Source organism: Burkholderia sp. KCJ3K979 (genome assembly GCF_016759955.1).
Classification (GTDB): Bacteria; Pseudomonadota; Gammaproteobacteria; order Burkholderiales; family Burkholderiaceae; genus Burkholderia; species Burkholderia orbicola.
Genome location: NZ_JACFYV010000183.1, coordinates 1 through 13,592, shown reverse-complemented (window position 1 = coordinate 13,592; position 13,592 = coordinate 1). Strand labels below are relative to the sequence as shown.

Here is a 13,592-nt window from a genome sequence, read left to right as displayed (position 1 = left end):
CCGCTCGAGCGCGGCTATGCGGCGCTGATCGATGCGCAGACGGGCCGCGCGGTGCGCGCGCCGAACGCGCTGAAGCCGCAGCGGCGCCTGACCGTGCATCTCGCCGAAGGCTCGGCCGACGTGTCGCTCGCCGACGTGCAGCCGCGGCTGACCGATACGATCTGACGCAAGAAGCGGCGCGCGAGACGCGCGAGGATCGTCGCAACGCATGCGGCGCGGCCGGGCACGAATGCTGCGCATCGTCCGGTTCGTCCTGCCGGACGTCGCGCCAGCAGCGCTTTTCCGCATACCGCGGATAAATGGCCCGTGAGTTTGCGGGGTTATTCGTCCTCGCCTACAATCGGACGCTCGGCAGCATCCAACACAGCCTCCCTACATACTCAACGAAGGAATCGCCATGGCTCATACGCTCCCGCCGCTCCCGTACGCTGAAGACGCACTCGCGCCGACCATCTCGCTCGAGACGATCCAGTACCACTACGGCAAGCACCATCAGGCATATGTGACGAACCTGAACAATCTGATCCCGGGCACGGAATTCGAAAACCTGCCGCTGGAAGAGATCGTGAAGAAGTCGTCGGGCGGCATCTTCAACAACGCCGCGCAAGTCTGGAACCACACGTTCTTCTGGAACAGCCTGTCGCCGAACGGCGGCGGCGCACCGACGGGCGCGCTGGGCGACGCGATCAATGCGAAGTGGGGTTCGTACGACGCATTCAAGGAAGCGTTCACGAAGGCCGCGGTCGGCACGTTCGGTTCGGGCTGGGCATGGCTCGTGAAGAAGGCCGACGGTTCGCTCGACATCGTGTCGACGAGCAACGCAGCCACGCCGCTGACGACCGCCGACAAGGCACTGCTGACGATCGACGTGTGGGAACACGCGTACTACATCGACTACCGCAACGCCCGTCCGAAGTTCGTCGAAGCGTACTGGAACATCGTGAACTGGGACTTCGCAGCGAAGAACTTCGCGTAAGTCCGGCGCCTGCGCGCCGCCACGGCGCGCGGCATCGAAAAAAAGCCCTCGTTTCGAGGGCTTTTTGTTTTTGCGCGGCCCGAACGTGCCGCGTCCGCCGGATCAGCCGGCGATGCCGAGCAGCCAGCCGAGCGCCGCGCTCGCGATCACGACGGCCCACGGCGGCACGCGCCAGAACACCAGCGCGACGAAGGCGACCAGCGCGGCGGCCAGGTCGCGCGGCGCGACGATCGTGTCGGTCCAGACCGGGTGATAGAGCGCGGCGAGCAGCAGCCCGACGACGGCCGCGTTCACGCCGGCGAGCGCGGCCTGCATGTGCGCGCTGCGGCGCAGGCGTTCCCAGAACGGCGCGGTGCCGGCGATGAGCAGGAACGATGGCGCGAAGATCGACACGAGTGCGATCGTGCCGCCGAGCCAGCCGTTCGGCGCATCGCGCAGCGATGCACCGAGGAATGCCGAGAACGTGAACAGCGGCCCCGGCACGGCCTGCGCGACGCCATATCCGGCGAGAAACGCCGAATCGCCGACCCAGCCGGGCGCGACCACGGCCGCCTGCAGCAGCGGCAGCACCACGTGGCCGCCGCCGAACACGAGCGCACCCGTGCGGAAGAACGCATCGACGACGGCGAGCGTATCGGAGCGCAGCACGCGGGCCGCGAACGGCAGCGCGACGAGCAGCGCTGCGAACAGCAGAAGCCACAGCACGCCCGCGCGGGACGACACGTGCAGCGGCAACGGTTCGTGCGCGTCGCGCGCCGGTTGCGGCAGCAGCACGAGACCGGCGGCGCCAGCCACGACGATCACCGCGACCTGCGTCCAGGCGGCCGGCGCGAGCAGCGCGACGCAGGCGGCCGCGGCCATCAGCGTGACGCGCCGCGCATCCGGGCACAGCGTGCGCGCCATGCCCCATACGGCTTGCGCGATCACCGCGACCGACACGATGCGCAGCCCGTGCAGCGCGCCGGCCTCGATCGGCGCGCCCGTCGCGTGAACGCCGAGCGCGAACAGCATCATCATCAGCGCCGACGGCAGCGTGAAACCGAGCCACGCGGCGAACATGCCGGCATAGCCGGCGCGCGCGAGACCGATCGCCATCCCGACCTGGCTGCTCGCCGGCCCCGGCAGGAACTGGCACAGCCCGACGAGATCGGCATAGGTGCGCTCGGTGAGCCAGCCGCGCCGCGTGACGAATTCCGCACGAAAGTAGCCGAGATGCGCGACCGGCCCCCCGAACGACGTGAGACCGAGCCGCAGGAACGCGATGAAGACGGGCCACGGATGACGGGCGGGGGCGGGGAGGGGCGACGTGTTCAAGGCGGTGCGCGCGGCTGGCGGAACGAGTCGCCACGATAGCGCAACTCGGCGGTCGCGGGGCAGCGCGCAGCGGTCGACAAAGGCCTGCCGTGGCCGTTGCGCAGCGTTCAGGACGCGCCGTCGCTGAGCCCGCTCGCGCGGCGCAATGCGTCGATGTCCACGAGCTCGATCTCGCCGACGTGCAGCCGCACCACGCCGTCGGCCTGCAATGCCTTCAGCAACTGGTTGGTGGTCTGCCGCGTCAGCGACAGCATCGACGCAAGCGTTTCCTGCGACAGCCGGATATGCGTGCGCCCGGCGCTGATGCCGCCGTAGCCTTCGGCGATCATCAGCAGCCGCGCGGCGAGCCGCTGCGCGGCCGGCATCACGCTCATCGACTCGACGGTCAGGAAGCTCAGGCGCAGCTTTTGCGCCATCAGCAGCGCGAACTGCCGCCAGTATTGCGGCGTCGTATCGAGGATCGCGAGCAGCGCGGCCTGGGGCACGTGCAGCAGCAGCGCGTCGTCGAGCGCGATGGCGTCGTGCGTGCGCGGCTGGCCGTCGAACAACGCGATCTCGCCGAACCACGTGACGGGCTCGGCCACCGTCAGCAGCGCTTCCTTGCCCTGCGGATCGACCGCCCCTATCGTGAGTGAACCGGCCAGTACCGCGTACAGCCCGCACGGCGGGTCGCCGCGCCGGAACAGCGCGTGGCCGGACGGCAAGCGGCGCAGCGTCGCGCGGGCGATCAGGGCGGCGCGCAGCGCGGGCGGCAGCCCGGCGAACCACGGGTTCGCTTCGATCTGCGGCAGGTACGGGGCGAGCGAAGAAGGCATGGGCACGCGATGTCGGGTAGCTGACAGAGGTTCTCGGGCGTGACGCGCATCATAGCGCTCAATAACCGATCAGGAGACGCCATGAAGACCCTCGAAGATCATCTTTCCCAGTATGCGGCCTACCATCGCGACGCGCGCAACATCGCGACGCATCTGGTCGGCATCCCGATGATCGTGTTCGCGGTCGAGGTGCTGCTGTCGCGGCCGGCGCTCGGGATGCTGGCCGGCATCGCGCTGTCGCCGGCGCTGCTGCTCGCCGTCGTGTCCGCGCTGTTCTACTTGCGTCTCGACCTGCGGTTCGGGATCGTGATGACCGGGCTGCTCGCCCTCGGCCTGTGGGCCGCGCAGTCGCTGGCGCCGCTGCGGACCGCGCAATGGCTTGCAATCGGCATCGGCGCGTTCGTCGTCGGCTGGATCGTGCAGTTCGTCGGGCACTGGTTCGAAGGCCGCAAGCCCGCGTTCGTCGACGATCTGGTCGGCCTGATCGTCGGGCCGCTGTTCGTCGTCGCCGAGGTCGCGTTCTTCGTGGGGCTGCGCGGCGACGTACGCCGCGAAGTCGAGCGGCGCGCGGGCCCGGTGCATGGCGGCGCGCATTCGCATGTCTGATGCGTCGGCCGGGCCGGTCTGCGTATTCGGCGCGGGCGCGATCGGGTGCTACCTCGGCGGCCGCCTCGCGGCAGCCGGCGCGCACGTCACGCTCGTCGGCCGCGCGCGGATCGGCGACGCGATTCATCTGCACGGACTCACGCTGACCGACCGGCGCGGCTATCGCGGGGCGCTCGCGCCGGCCGATGTCCGATTCGCCACCGATCCGGCCGCGGCGGCCGCCGCGCGGCTCGTGCTCGTCGCGGTGAAGTCGGCCGCCACGCGCGAGGCCGCCGCGCAACTGGCCGGCGTGCTGCGGCCGGGCACGATCATGATCAGCTTCCAGAACGGCCTGCACAACGCCGACGTGCTGCGCGACGCACTCCCGCAAGCGACCGTGTTGGCCGGCATGGTGCCGTTCAACGTGATCGAGCGCGGGCCCGGCGCGTTTCACCAGGGCTCGGCGGGGAGGCTGGCGGTCGACGCGTCGCCTGCGCTGCAGCCGTTCACCGGCCTGTTCGCGCGGGCCGGCCTGCCGCTCGTGCTGCATCGCGACATGCGCACCGTGCAGTGGGCGAAGCTGCTGCTCAACCTGAACAATGCGGTCAATGCGCTCGCGAACCTGCCGTTGCGTGACGAGCTCGCCCAACGCACGTACCGGCGCTGCGTCGCATTGGCCCAGCGCGAGGCGCTGCACTGGCTGGCGCGGGCCGCGATCCGGCCTGCGCGCTTGACGCCGCTGCCGGCCGCATGGATTCCGGCGATGCTCGATCTGCCCGATGCGGCTTTCCGCGTGCTCGGCGGCCGGATGCTCGAGATCGATCCGTTGGCGCGCTCGTCGATGTCCGACGATCTCGCGGCGCATCGTGCGACCGAAGTCGAATGGATCAACGGCGAAATCGTGCGGCTGGCCGGGCGCTTCGGCGCGCCGGCGCCGGTCAATGCGCGGCTGTGCGCGCTCGTCCACGACGCGGAAAGCGCGGCGTCACGTCCGGTGTGGCGCGGCGATGCGCTGTGGGCCGACCTGGCCGCGCAGGCGCCGCGTGCGGGCCACGTGCCGGCCGCGTAGGCCGGCGTCGCGGCGCTTGCCGACGGCGCGGGCTGGGCGCAACGACTAAGATGCGGAGTGCGTCATCCGACGCCCTTGCGGAGCAATCGCCATGGTGGATCGCCCAACTCTCGATGCCTACGACGCCCATGCCGCGCAATACGCGCAGGACTGGCTCGACCAGGCTGCGCCCGACGACATGTACGCGCTGCTCGAACAGCATTTCTCGCCGGGGCTGACCGCCGACGTCGGCTGCGGCGCGGGGCGCGACACGGCCTGGCTCGCGTCGCGCGGCTTCGACGTGCGCGGCTACGACGCGAGCGCCGCGCTGCTCGATGAGGCGCGGCGGCGCCATCGCGATCTGACGTTCGAACTGGCCGCGCTGCCGGCACTGGCCGGCGTACCGTCCGGCGCGTTTCGCAACGTGCTGTGCGAAACGGTCGTCATGCATCTCGAACAGGCGGACGCAGCAGCGGCTGCCGCGCGGCTGGCCGATCTGCTGATGCCGGGCGGCACGTTGTACCTGAGCTGGCGGGTGGCCGGAAGCGGGATGTTGCGCGACGAGCGCGGCCGCCTCTATACGCCGCTCGATTCGGCGCGGATGCATGCGGCGCTGGGCGCGGGCGTGCACGTGATCGACGAACACGAGGTCGTCAGCGCGTCGTCCGGCAAGCGCGTGCACCGGCTGATCGTGCGCAAGGCGGGCGGCGACGCGTGAGCGCGCCGCGCCGGCGAACTCACTCGCGGCTGAGCGCCGCTTCCCAGTTGATGTCGACGCAGAGCACCTGCATGCCCGTCGCGGCCGGTGCGGCGATCGACGCGGTCACGCACAGGTGCGCCTCGTTGATCGACAGGTAGGGCGGCGTCAGATGCACGCCGCCGGGCGCGCGCATCGCGTCGATGAAGTACGGGCGGCGTTCCCAGCTCGCGCCTTCGGAATGCAGCAGCGGGCGGAAGCGCTTCGCACGTTGCGACACGCTGCCGCGCGCGAGCACGTTGTCGCCGATCTGGCGGCCCGATGCGTCGAGCAGGAAGCAGCGCGCGGTCTCGGGCAGCCCGAGCACGGCGGCCGCCGCATCGGTGAGCGATTCGCCCGCGCCGAGCCTGCGGCTCGCGTCCTCGAGCGCGGCCACGTACGGCGCGAGCCGTTCGGCCTGCGTGCGTTCGCGCTGCGCGACGCGCAGCCGCAGCGCGGCCGACAGCGTATCCATGCAGCCCGCGGCGGCCTGCGGCTGCACGGGATCGACGCTCGGCCCCGCGAAGTACTGGCCCTGCACGAAATCGACGTCGCATTCGAGCGCGATCAGCGCGTCGCGTTCGGTCGCGAGCCCGCCCATCAGCACGAGCTGGCCGGATTCGTGCAGCAGCGACACGAGCCCCGGCAGCACGCGTTCGAGATGCGAGTGCTCGCTCGCCTGCGCGAGGATGCCACGGTCGAGCGTGACGATGTCGGGATGCAGGTGCCACACACGATCGATGTTCGAATGCTTCGCGCCGAACCCGACGAGCGCGATCAGGAAGCCGGCCTTGCGCAGCCCGTCGATGATCGCCGCATAGCGCGGCGTCTCGCCGCCGGCCTGTTCGGGCACCTCGAGCACCACGCGGTGCGGCGGCAGCCCGAGCGCCTTCAGGTTCGCGAGCAGCGCGTCGCCGTAGATGGTGTCCATCAGCGCGGCCGGATGCAGGCTCAGGAAGAGCCACTCGTCGTGGCTGTCGAACGCGTGGAAGTTACCGAGATGCAACGATTCGGCGAGCCGGCCGAGCTCGAGCAGGTCGCCGCGCCGCGCCGCCTGCGTGAACACTTCGTGCGACGCCACCTGGCGGCTTTCCTCGTCGTGCGCGCGCAGCGACGCGTGATAGCCGATCGCGCGCCGGTGCGACACCGAGAACACGGGCTGGAACACGCTGAACACGGTGTAGCCGCCGTACAGCACGGTGCGTCGGTTCCCGTCGTCGCCGGCGACCGGGCGGGGCGGCTGAAAGCCGGGGGGATCGATTTCGATCATGCTCATGATGTCGGCCGAAGGAAGACTCCCAGTTTACCTACAGAATACGCGAGCAAGAAGTATGCACGGCAGGCGCCGTGTGCGGCAGCCCGCCGCCGCTGATATGCGCACGCGTGCCGGGCCGCGTTGCACCGCGATGGTGCGTTCCGGCCCGATTCGGCGCGCGCCGCGCGTCACGCGCGCTCGGACGGGTCGGTCTTGCGCGCGGTGCTGCGGATCTCCGGCGCGAGCTGCGCGAAGATCCACGCGGACGCGGCCGTGATGATCCCGACGCAGATGAAGGTCGCATGGAACGCCGGCAGCGTGTTGCTCGGCGTCACGGTGCGCAGCATGCCGGTGAACGTCGCGAGCAGCGCGCCGGCGACCGTGACGCCAAGGCTCATCGACAGCATCTGCACGAGCGAGAACAGGCTGTTGCCGCTGCTCGCGCCGCCGGTGCCGAGATCCTTCAGCGTCAGCGTGTTCATCGCGGTGAACTGCATCGAATTGAAGCCGCCGAACAGCGCGAGATGCACGACCTTGACCCACACCGGCACCGTGTCGCGCATCAGCGCGAAGCTCGCCATCATCACGCCGACCATGATCGTGTTCGCGAGCAGCACCTTGCGATAGCCGTGCTGCGTGATCAGCCGCGTGATGATCCGCTTCGAGAACATGCCGGCCGCCGCGACCGGCAGCATCATCAGCCCGGCCTCGAACGCCGAGTAGCCGAGGCTCACCTGCAGCAGCAGCGGAATCAGGTACGGCATCGCGCCGGAGCCGATCCGCGCGAACAGGTTGCCGAGCAGCCCGACGCTGAACGTGTGGATCTTGAACAACTCCAGCGAGAAGATCGGCTGCGGCGCGCGCACCGCGTACAGCCCGTACGCGACGAAGCACGCGAGGCTCAGGATCAGCAGCACCAGCACGGCCGCGTGCTGCATGCCGAGATCGGCGAGCCCGTCGAGCGACAGCGAGATCGCGACCATGCCGATCGTCAGCAGCAGATAGCCCTTCAGGTCGAAGCGGCCGGCGGCCGGGTTGCGCGAGTCGGGCATCGAATAGAAGGTCGCGATGCAGCCCGCGACGCCGACCGGCACGTTGATCAGGAAGATCCAGTGCCACGACGCGATCTTCACGAGCCAGCCGCCGAGCGTCGGCCCGATCAGCGGGCCGATCAGGCCCGGAATCGCGACGAACGACAACGCGGGCAGGTAGCGTTCGGCCGGGAAGGTGCGCAGCACCGCGAGCCGCCCGACCGGCAGCAGCATCGCGCCGCCAACCCCCTGCACGACGCGGAACGCGACGAGCTGCGTCAGCGTATGCGCGTTCGCGCACAGCAGCGAGCCGAGCGAGAACACCAGGATCGCGCTGAAGAACACGCGCCGCGTGCCGAACGTATCGGCGAGCCAGCCCGACACGGGGATCATCACCGCCATCGTCAGCGAGTATGCGATCACGACCGATTGCATCCGCAGCGGCGATTCGCCGAGGCTCGCGGCCATCGACGGCAGCGCCGTGTTGACGATCGTCGCGTCGAGCGTCTGCATGAAGAAGCCCGTCGCAACGAGCCAGAGCATCACGGTGAGGTTCTTTTCGCCGGGAGCGGCGGCGGGCGGGCGTTGGAACATGACGGCGGGGGCGATGGCGCGGGACAGCCGACATTGTAGGGAAAGCCGCCGCGCCGTGCAGGTTCGGCGCGGTATGTCGTGTGGCCGCCGACCGGACCGGCCCGCGGGAAGCCTCTGTCCCCGTCGGCCGGCCAGTACAGTTCAGCCGAAAGTGTCTGCGGCCGTATCTGTCCGTGTGCCGTCACTGTCCGAAATACTGGCGTCATCGAACCCGTGCGACCAGGAGGCTGCCATGCGCGAACTGCGACTTTACGTGATGGACGGCGACGAGCCGGCCGGACGGTGGCGGATCGTCGATCGCACGCTGCTCGAAGTGGCCGAGGGCGACGTGTGGGTGACCGTCGAGGGCCAGCCAGACGATCACTGGCTGAGTGCCGGGGCGTCCTTGGCCTTGCTGCCCGGCATGCGCGCGTGGGTCAGCGCGGGGCCGCGCGGCGCGACGTTCGCATTCGGCCCGCTCGCGGCACCGGCCGTGCGCACAGCGTCTGCATGGTGGCGTCCGTTCGCCGTGTGGCGCGACGGCCGGCGTCACGCGGCCGCGTCGCTGCCGACGTAGCGGGCGCGCGGCCGGATCAGCTTCCCGTCCGCGTACTGTTCGAGCGCATGCGCGATCCAGCCGGCCGTGCGGCCGGCCGCGAACAGCGTGAATGCCGCGCCGTCGGGCAGCGCGAGCGTGCGCTCCAGCACCGCGAGCGCGAAATCGATCGTCGGCCGCAGGCCCGTCGCCGCTTCGACGCGTGCGGCGAGCGCGTGCGCGACGCGCAGCACCGGCCGCTCGGGCGCCGCCGCGTGCAGCGCATCGAGCAACGCCCGCGCGCGCGGGTCGCCGTCGGGGTACAGCGGGTGTGCGAAGCCTGACAGGGCGGTGCGGCCGCCGTCCGCGCGTTCGTCGTGCGCCAGCCGCAGCGCGAGGTAGCGATCGAGATCGGCGGCGCGGGCCGCTTCGTCGAGCAGCGTGCCGGCGCGGAACGTCTCGCCGCCGTGGCGCGGCCCCGACAGCGCCGCGAGCCCGCCCGAGATCGCGCCGAACAGATGGGTGCCGGTCGACGCGATGCAGCGTACCGCGAAGGTCGACGGATTCAGTTCGTGATCGGCGCACAGCACGAGCGCGCGCCGCAGCAGGTCGGCTTCATTGCGCCGCCGCACGCGCCACGCGGCCGCGAGCTGTTGGTGCACGGGCGCGTCGCCCGGCGCGATGCCGGCGAGCGCGGCCGTCGCGACGCGCAGCAGCAGCGCCGCGGAATCGAGCTGTGCGTCGCGCCCCTGCGCCCACAGGCGCGGCAGCGACGCGGCAGCGGCCGGCAGCAGCACCAGCGTGCGTTCGAGCGGCGCGAGGTGCGCCCAGCGACGCGCCCAGTCGTCCCACTGCGCCGCGTCGAAACCGGTCGAGGCGAGCGACGCGGCGGCCAGCCGCGCGGGCGCACAGTCCCACAGCCGCGCGGCCGTTTCTTCGAGTGTCGCCGCGTCGGCCAGCGTGATCGCATCGGTGCCGCGGTAGCGCAGGCGACCGTCGGCGATCTGCGTGATCCGCGATTCCAGGACCGGCACGCCCCAGTCGAGTGAACGTTCGGCGACGCCGCCCGCGCGCTTCGCATCGGCGCGGCGGCGCGCGAGCAGGCGCACTTCGTTGGCGTCGTAGCGGCGGCGCTTGGTCGCGCCGTCGGGCAGCGAGCGCAGCAGGCCGCGGCTCACGTACGCGTAAAGGGTGCTCACGCTGACGCCGAGCATGCCGGCGGCTTCCTGCGCACTGAGAGACGTCATGCCGGTTGCTCCTGTCGCCGCGCATGAAGCGCGGGCCCGCTACAACTATTCGTTATGTATTGATTTGCGCAATCAAGATTGATCGCGCCTGTCGCGAATTCTAGACTCGATTCCGTCTCCTCAACGGCTTCTCCTTCACCATGACACCCGAATCCGCATTGGCGCATCTTTGGCAACTCGCACGCGGCGAGCGCGACGCGCTGGCCCGCGCGACCGTGACCGGGCAGGTCCCGACGCTACCGTCGACGTTTCAAGTCGGCACGCTCGCCGCCGCGACGATCGCCGCAGCCGGGCTCGCGGCAGCCGAGTGCCATCGGCTGCGCACGGGCGTGGCGCAATCGGTCGACGTGTCGGTGCGCGACGCGCTCGTGGCGTTCCGCAGCGAGCGCTACCTGCGCGTGGACGACGGGCCGCCGCCGGAATTGCGTCATCCGGTGACCGGCTTCTTCGAGACGGGCGACGGACGCTGGATTCAACTGCACGCGAATTTCCCGCATCACCTGCACGGTATTCTCGACGTGCTCGGCTGCGGCCCGCAGCCCGCTGACGTCGCCGCGGCGATCCGCACCTGGGACGGCGCGGCGCTCGATACCGCGCTGGCCGAGGCCGGCCTGTGCGCGGCGTTGATCAGAACCCCTGAAGAATGGGCGGCGCACGGGCAGGCGCGCGCGATCGCGTCGCTGCCGCTGTTCGAGATCGAGCGGATCGGCGACGCGCCGCCCGAGCCGATCGGCCGCGGCGAGGCCAGCCAGCCGCTGGCCGGCGTGCGCGTGCTCGATCTCACGCGCATCATCGCGGGCCCGGTCGCGGGCCGCACGCTGGCCTCGCACGGCGCGCAGACGCTGCTCGTCAACGGTCCGCACCTGCCGAACATCGCGCCGCTCGTGATCGACAACGGGCGCGGCAAGCGTTCGACGTGGATCGATCTGCGCGACGCGGCAGGCGTCGATACGCTGCACGCCCTGGCGCGCGAGGCGGACGTGTTTCTGCAGTCGTACCGCCCCGGCGCGCTCGCCGCGCGCGGTTTCACGCCGCAGGCGCTGGCGGCGCGGCGGCCCGGCATCGTCTACGTGTCGGTGTCGGCGTACGGGCATGCAGGGCCGTGGGCGCAGCGGCGCGGGTTCGACAGCCTCGTGCAGTCGGCGAGCGGCATCGCATGGCACGAGCAGCAGGCCGCGCAGGCAAGCGGGCCGCGCCATCTGCCGTGCCAGGCGCTCGATCATGCAACGGGGTATCTCGCGGCGTTCGGCGCGATGATCGCGCTCGCCCGGCGGGCACGCGAAGGGGGAAGCTGGCACGTGCGGATGTCGCTCGCGCAGACGGGGCGCTGGCTGCAGTCGTTCGGCGCGGTGCCGGACGGGCTGCAGGCGCCCGATCTCGCGCTGGCCGACGTGCGCGACCGGATCGACCGCATCGCGTCGCCGTTCGGCGCGCTCGACACCGTGCGGCCGGCCGAGCGGTTGTCGGCGACGCCGCCGTCGTTCGCGCGGCCGCCCGTGCCGCTCGGCACCGACGACGCGCGCTGGCTGTGAGGGCGAGTGGCGCGGCTCGCGTTACTTGCGCAGCTCGACGACGAAATCGTAGTAGTCGTTGCGGCAGTAGGTATCGGTCAGTTCGATCGCGCGCTGGTCGGACGTATAGCCGATCCGCGTGATCAGCAGCAGGGCGTCGTGCGGGGCGATGCCCATCTGCTCGGCGATCTCGTCGGTCGCGTTCACCGCGCGGAAATGCTGCAGCGCGCGCACGATCGGCGTGCCGCGCGCTTCGAGATAGCTGTACAGCGAACCGGCGATCGCCTGCGGATCGGGAATCAGCGTCGCGGGGAACGTCGAGTTCTCGACGGCCATCACGATGCCGTCGGCGAGACGCAGGCGTTTCAGGCGCGTAACCGATGCGGCCGGCGACAGGCCGAGCTGGATCACTTCGTCGCGGTTGGCGGGCTGGATTTCGCGCGCGAGCCATTGCGAGCTGGGCTTGAAGCCGCGGCGCTCCAGCATCTCGCTGAAGCTCGACAGCCGCGACAGCGGATCTTCGTAGCGCGGCTGGATGAAGTTGCCCGCGCCCTGGGTACGGCGGATCAGGCCTTGCTCGACGAGCAGCGCGATCGCCTTGCGCGCGGTGATGCGCGACACGCCGAGCGCTTCGGACAACACACGCTCGGAAGGCAGCGCTTCGCCGGCCGTCCAGCGGTTGTCGTGGATCGCATCGCCGAGCTTGCGGGCGAGCTGCAGGTAGAGCGGCGTATCGTTGTCGGGGTCGGGGCGCAGGTCCTGCCAGCGGTCGTCCGTGGGTGCCTTCATACAATGGGTATCGATCAGGTTGCGGCCATTCTAAGTCATCATGCCGCGCCGTTATAGCCGGTTTTTGCCGTGTAATAGGCCGGGGGCGCACCGATTGACTACACTGATGCGTCGTATCCGATGCTTCGGCCGCGGTGGGCGGCCACGAATCCGCGACGAGGACACGCATGACAGACACGATCGCCACGGTCGTTTTGCCGAACGGCGAGACGATTCCGAAGCTGGGCCTGGGCACCTGGGAAATGGGCGAGCGGCCGGCGCGGCGCGCGGACGAGATCGCTGCGCTGCGCGAAGGCATCGAACTCGGGATGACGCTGGTCGACACCGCCGAGATGTACGGCGACGGCGCGACCGAGGAACTCGTCGGCGACGCGCTCGCCGGCCTGCGCGACGACGTGTTCCTCGTCAGCAAGGTCTATCCGCACCATGCGAGCCGGCGCGGCGTCGTCGCCGCGTGCGACGCGAGCCTCAAGCGCCTGCGTACCGATCGCCTCGATCTATACCTGCTGCACTGGCGCGGGTCGGTGCCGCTCGCGGAAACGGTCGAGGGCTTCGACGCGTTGCAGCGCGCGGGCAAGATCCGCCACTGGGGCGTGAGCAACTTCGATACGGCCGACATGGCCGAACTCGTCGACGAGGCGGGCGGCGGTGCGTGCGCAACCAACCAGATTCTCTACAACATCGCGCGACGCGGCCCGGAATTCGACCTGCTGCCGTGGCTGGCCGACCATCGGATTCCGGCGATGGCGTACAGCCCGGTCGATCACGGGCGGCTGCCGAAACGTTCGCCGCTCGACGAGATCGCGCGGCTGCGCGGCGTGTCGGTGATGCGCGTCGCGCTGGCATGGGTGCTCGCGCAGCCGGGCGTATTCGCGATTCCGAAGGCGTCGCGAATCGAACACGTGCGTGACAACCGCGCCGCGCTCGATGTCGTGTTCAGCGATGACGAGCGCGCGCAGCTTGACGCATATTTCCGTCCGCCGCGCAGCAAGCGCGCGCTCGAGATGCTCTGACCGACTTCGGCCGGGCAACGCGTCAGGTCAGTGGTTGCCGCCGGACGATCCGCCATTGCCGTGACCGCCGCCGTTGCCGGTGCCATGGCCGTTGCCGACGCCGTTGGCACCGCCGTTGCCGGCGCCGCCGCTGCCATTGCCGTTACCGTTGCCGCCGCCATTGC

The 13,592-nt window shown here is 70.4% G+C and carries 13 protein-coding genes and 1 pseudogene; 8 read left to right on the top strand and 6 right to left on the bottom strand.

The genetic code is table 11. The annotated features are described in order from the left end of the window. Together H3O04_RS27710 and sodB are read left to right on the top strand one after the other, a co-directional pair. A pseudogene (locus H3O04_RS27710) lies at positions 1-165 on the top strand (exodeoxyribonuclease VII large subunit); the annotation flags it as partial. Positions 166-397: 232 nt separating this feature from the next. Then, positions 398-976, top strand: coding sequence for a superoxide dismutase [Fe] (gene sodB / locus H3O04_RS27705; protein WP_011546040.1), 579 nt, complete (start codon positions 398-400; stop codon positions 974-976). Positions 977-1,078: 102 nt separating this feature from the next. Here the strand turns inward: sodB and chrA are convergent, their stop codons facing one another. Next, complete coding sequence (gene chrA / locus H3O04_RS27700; protein ID WP_202588880.1) at positions 1,079-2,290, bottom strand: chromate efflux transporter; 1,212 nt, start codon at positions 2,288-2,290, stop codon at positions 1,079-1,081. Between the two features lie 107 nt (positions 2,291-2,397). Then, positions 2,398-3,105 (bottom strand): Crp/Fnr family transcriptional regulator, encoded by a 708-nt coding sequence (locus H3O04_RS27695; RefSeq protein ID WP_202588879.1) that lies wholly within the window; start codon positions 3,103-3,105, stop codon positions 2,398-2,400. Between the two features lie 81 nt (positions 3,106-3,186). Here H3O04_RS27695 and H3O04_RS27690 point away from each other — a divergent pair, with 81 nt between their 5' ends. The 3 genes from H3O04_RS27690 (at position 3,187) to H3O04_RS27680 (ending at position 5,456) form a co-directional block, all read left to right on the top strand. Beyond that, positions 3,187-3,711, top strand: coding sequence for an Mpo1 family 2-hydroxy fatty acid dioxygenase (locus H3O04_RS27690; protein ID WP_011546037.1), 525 nt, complete (start codon positions 3,187-3,189; stop codon positions 3,709-3,711). Further along, on the top strand, positions 3,704-4,759 hold the full coding sequence (locus H3O04_RS27685; protein ID WP_105797676.1) for a 2-dehydropantoate 2-reductase: 1,056 nt from the start codon (positions 3,704-3,706) through the stop codon (positions 4,757-4,759). Before H3O04_RS27690 ends, H3O04_RS27685 begins: the two co-directional genes overlap by 8 nt. A 91-nt stretch (positions 4,760-4,850) precedes the next feature. Then, positions 4,851-5,456, top strand: coding sequence for a class I SAM-dependent methyltransferase (locus tag H3O04_RS27680; protein ID WP_011546035.1), 606 nt, complete (start codon positions 4,851-4,853; stop codon positions 5,454-5,456). Between the two features lie 19 nt (positions 5,457-5,475). Here the strand turns inward: H3O04_RS27680 and H3O04_RS27675 are convergent, their stop codons facing one another. After that, complete coding sequence (locus tag H3O04_RS27675; RefSeq protein WP_012329085.1) at positions 5,476-6,750, bottom strand: EAL domain-containing protein; 1,275 nt, start codon at positions 6,748-6,750, stop codon at positions 5,476-5,478. A 167-nt stretch (positions 6,751-6,917) separates the two neighbouring features. Beyond that, positions 6,918-8,354 (bottom strand): multidrug transporter subunit MdtD, encoded by a 1,437-nt coding sequence (mdtD, locus tag H3O04_RS27670; RefSeq protein ID WP_011694373.1) that lies wholly within the window; start codon positions 8,352-8,354, stop codon positions 6,918-6,920. Positions 8,355-8,586: 232 nt separating this feature from the next. Between mdtD and H3O04_RS27665 the strand changes: the two genes are divergently transcribed. Continuing rightward, positions 8,587-8,910 (top strand): DUF2917 domain-containing protein, encoded by a 324-nt coding sequence (locus H3O04_RS27665; protein WP_011546032.1) that lies wholly within the window; start codon positions 8,587-8,589, stop codon positions 8,908-8,910. Here the strand turns inward: H3O04_RS27665 and H3O04_RS27660 are convergent. Further along, the gene (locus H3O04_RS27660; RefSeq protein WP_202588878.1) at positions 8,883-10,115 is read right to left on the bottom strand and encodes a citrate/2-methylcitrate synthase; all 1,233 of its coding nucleotides are present in this window, start codon (positions 10,113-10,115) and stop codon (positions 8,883-8,885) included. The genes H3O04_RS27665 and H3O04_RS27660 overlap by 28 nt on opposite strands. Before the next feature lie 140 nt (positions 10,116-10,255). Between H3O04_RS27660 and H3O04_RS27655 the strand changes: the two genes are divergently transcribed. Further along, the gene (locus H3O04_RS27655) at positions 10,256-11,647 is read left to right on the top strand and encodes a CoA transferase (protein ID WP_202588877.1); all 1,392 of its coding nucleotides are present in this window, start codon (positions 10,256-10,258) and stop codon (positions 11,645-11,647) included. Positions 11,648-11,668: 21 nt separating this feature from the next. Here the strand turns inward: H3O04_RS27655 and H3O04_RS27650 are convergent, their stop codons facing one another. Further along, on the bottom strand, positions 11,669-12,415 hold the full coding sequence (locus tag H3O04_RS27650) for a GntR family transcriptional regulator (protein WP_011546029.1): 747 nt from the start codon (positions 12,413-12,415) through the stop codon (positions 11,669-11,671). Between the two features lie 167 nt (positions 12,416-12,582). On the opposite strand from H3O04_RS27650, the gene H3O04_RS27645 reads away from it, so the two are divergent. Then, on the top strand, positions 12,583-13,428 hold the full coding sequence (locus H3O04_RS27645; protein ID WP_011546028.1) for an aldo/keto reductase: 846 nt from the start codon (positions 12,583-12,585) through the stop codon (positions 13,426-13,428). Positions 13,429-13,592: the final 164 nt, after the last annotated feature.